Annotated in this window: 2 protein-coding genes; both read right to left on the bottom strand. The window is 70.0% G+C overall.

What is annotated here, in order from left to right:
- The coding region (locus A5701_RS13850; protein WP_082969746.1) for an arabinosyltransferase domain-containing protein at window positions 1–2989 on the bottom strand (2989 nt) is incomplete at its 3' end.
- On the bottom strand, window positions 2989–3863 hold an 875-nt coding region (locus tag A5701_RS13845; RefSeq protein ID WP_197504977.1), incomplete at its 5' end, for an arabinofuranosyltransferase. The genes A5701_RS13845 and A5701_RS13850, both read right to left, overlap by 1 nt.

Raw genomic sequence — 3863 nt, 5'->3', positions numbered from 1 at the left:
GGCCGAACGGACGCTGGCAGGGGAACGCCAGGCCGACGAGCCAATCCAGGAACACCGGGTCCTTCGAGCCGACGACGTCCTGCAGCGTGCGCAGCTGCGGGATGCGCGGCGGGGTGAGCGCGATCCAGTGCTGCGGCGCCAGGTCTTCGTCGTCGGCGACCAATCGGATCTGGGTGGCGTTGGCGGGGATGGCCGACAGCGGCAACCGCAGGTTCCGCCAGGCTGGGGAGGCGCCCACGTCGGATAACTGCAACGACCCGCCGGGGTGTCCGCCGGCCGCTTGGTCGTCGGTCGCCCACTGGACCTGCACCTCGCGGGGATCGAAGCGGCCGGCCGCGCTCACCACCAGCAGCGGCCGGGCGCTGTCGCGGGTGGGCAGCCGGTACCAGCCCGACCGCAGGTGGGCGGGCAGTTGGATGCCCGACCGCCAGCTGCCGAGCACCGGTGTGCGCGCGGGGTCCAGGCTGTAGGGCAGCTGGGCGACCGAACCGTTGATCCCCGGTGCCGGGGTGGTGCCGCCCTCGGTGCCGGCTTCGGCGCCGGTGACCAGCCTGTCGTCGTTGATGAAGCTGCGGTCGCCCGGGCGTTCCATCACGGGGTCGGCACGTACGTCGGCTGGAATACCGTTGGGGGTGAAGGCTTCCGACAGGCCCGCGCCCAGCGCGTCGGCCACCGTGGCGCTCACCGGCGCCAGCGCGCCGGCGTTGGGGTCCTGTTCCACCAGCACGTCCTCGGCCAGTCCGCAGGACTTGCCGGTGAGGGCCTCGAGGTTGGAGCGGCCCACCGTCCAGGCGGGATACTGGTCGACCATCGCCAGGGTCAGCGACGCCACCTCGAACACCACCAGCAGCCAGGTCGCAATTGCCAACGGGGACTGGACGATTCCCGCGACTCGTGCGCCCAGGCGGGTCGTCGGCGCGCCGTTGTCTGGATCGACGAAATGGAACCACGCGGCCAGTAGCAGCACCACGACCGTCAGCCCGAGCAGCGCGGTGGCAAAGGCGTAATGCCACGCCGGGAACGAATTCGACCATGGCACACCGAAATTGGACACATACCACCAGCCGTTGACGCTGGCGAACGACAGGGCCATCAGGAACAGCACCGCGGCCGCGAACATGGTGCGGTTGCGCCGCGACCGCATCGCCACGGAAGTCACGGCGACGGCGGCCAGCGCGCCCAGCGGGCCGGCCAGCCCGGCGAACACCCCGTAATGGTGGGTCCACTTGGTGGGCGTGAACATCATCGCGATAAAGGAGATGATCGTGATTCCGACGATGCGGCGGCTCGGCCCGGCGGCCGTGCCCGGAATCCGGCCCTTGCGCAACGACATTGCGACCGTGATCGCGAGCGCCAGGACCAGCGCCAGCACCGCGAAGCGGCGGGCGACCGAGCCGTCCGGGCTGGCCATGAACAGGCGCTCGTAGCGGATGTGTTCGTCGAACCAGCTCAGGCTGGGGCCGACGGCCCGCTTGAGCATGCTGGCCTGGATCTCGCCGGCCAGGGTTTGGTCTCGGAAGATCAGGATGGCGGTGACGGTGACCGCCGCGAACAGGGGTGCCACCAGCGGCAGCGCGCCGAATCGTTTCGACCTGCGGTGCAGGATCGTCCGCAACGGCCCGATGGCGACCAGCAGGGCGCCGATCGAGGCGATGCCGGTCGGCCCGGAGAACAGCGTCAGCGCGCCGATGATGCAGGCGACCGCCACCGGCAGCAGCCGGCTGGTGGCTACCGCGCGCTCCACCGAGCACCAGGTCAGCAGGATGCCCAGCGCGATGATCGGCTCGGGGCGCAGGCCGTTGTTCAGCGGGAGCCACACGGCCAGGAACATGCCCGCCGCGGTCCACGCCGCGCCGCGGTTCTGTTTGACGGCGTGGCCCAGGCGCGGCATCACTTCACGGCTGATCACCCACCAGCACGTCAGCGCCATGGCCAGGGTTGGCAACCGCATCCAGATGCTGGCGGTGCTGACATGGGCCCACACCGCCAGCAGGTCGTAGTACCAGCCGAAGGGCGCCTCCGGCGTGCCGAACCAGCGGTAATAGTTGGCCATGTAGCCGGCGTGCTCGGACACCCGGGCCATGGTCAGGATGTAGCCGTCGTCGGAGGTATTGGCGCCGACGAACTGCCACCACACCAGCACGGCGATGACCAGAGCGTCCAGCCCGCCGATCGACCACCAGCGCGACGGCAGGAAGCGGCGGTGGCGGCTGCCGTCGGCGGTGTCGAGCAGGTGCAGGGCGACCAGGGCGGCGGCCGTCAGCACGAGCCCGAGGATCATCGCCGCCATCTTCAGCTCGGTGGGGCTGCTGCTGTAGCGGGTGTCGATGGTCGCCGAGAAGCTCAGGCCGGGCGGTGTCGGCCCGCTCAGGTCGGTGAAGACGCCGACGATCTGGGGCCGGAAGTCGTAACCGCTCTTCTCGCCGCGCAGCGGTGCGCCGGGGTGCTCGGTGTTGGGCCCCTGGGTCAGGCCGACGAACTCGGCGGTGACCTTCTCCGCGTGGGCGGTGAAGGTCAGCCGCTGGCAGGCCGGGCTGAGCACCTGGCTCAGCGGGGCGGTCACCACCGCGACGTTGCGCACGACGACCACGAGGTAGTCGTTGGCGCGCTGGATGAGCAGCCCGCGGTCGACGGCCTTGGGGGCCTGCTTGGGCACCGTGGACAACAGCACGGTCTTGGCGGCGTTCTGGGGACCGGCCAGCCCGGCGGCGGCCTGACACGGCACGGTGATGTTCAAATCGGTCGCGACGTAACCGATCAGGGGAGCGTCGACGCTTTCGAACGTGCCGTTCTGCGGCCAGTTCAGCTGGGCGGTGGTCTGGTTGACCGGCAGCAGCGGGGTCGCGATGGCCAGCAAAGCCCCGAGCAGCCCGGCGACGATAGCTACCCACCGAGTGATCCGGTGGTTCGCTCCCGTCTCGGTCACGGTGCTAGATGCTAGTTCTTCGATGCTCGGCGGCCCCTTTTGAGGCGAGGTGTCGGTGCTCATCAGCGGCCCGGCACCGGCTTGCGGATGGCCAGCACGAACGGGCCGGCGCTTTGAACGACGAACTGCGGGCTCTCGAAAAGGGCGGCCCGCAGATCGACGGTGTAGCGCCGGACGTTGGGTTGGTTGGGGTAGACGTCCTCGGCGAGCCGCAGGGTGTAGTTGCCGTTCGCACCGCGGCGCATCAGGAACACCGTGGGCGGCGGCCAGGGACAGGTGTCCAGCGCGTGCAGCAGCTCGTCGGCGGACTTGAGTTTGGACCATTTATTAATCTGGGCGGCCCGCAGGTCGAACTGCGCGAGCGGGTTGGCGTAGTGCGACGTCAGTCCCTGGAATCCCCAATAGGGATAGAAGGACAGGAAGCTGTAGTCGGCGGTCATCACGACGGTCTGGTCGCGGGGGCGCCCGGTCACGGTCACGATGGCGCGGTCGATGTCGGGGTAGAACTTCTCCGAGCTGGGCGGTCGCCGGTCGCCGCGCTGGCCGTTCCCGTCCGTGTCGGTGTAGGCGACGGTGAGATCCGGGCGCAGCACGTCGGGGATGTCCTGGCTGAACGCGATCGCGGCGGCCAGGCCGACGGCGCCGGCGAGGGGCAGCACGGCGCGGCCCCGCGCGGACAGCGCGCGCACCGCCTCGACGAAGCCGAACGCCCCGGCGGCGACCAGCAGCACGGTCAAGGTGGGCTGCAGCCGGAACGACAGCAGCGTGGTGCGCGCCAGCGTCGTCAGCATCGACAGCAGCGACCACAGGTAGATGGCCAGCACGCCGATCCCCAGGGCGCTGGCCCGCACCGACGACCGGGCGCGCACCACCAGCCACAGCGCCCCGAGCAGGCAGATCGTGCCCAGCAGGGAGAACTGCAGCATCGGGAAGGTCA

It is taken from the genome of Mycobacterium sp. E3305 (assembly GCF_001666785.1).
GTDB lineage: Bacteria > Actinomycetota > Actinomycetes > Mycobacteriales > Mycobacteriaceae > Mycobacterium.
The sequence above is the reverse complement of the archived record's forward strand: the minus strand, read 5'-3'. Positions and strand labels throughout refer to the sequence as shown.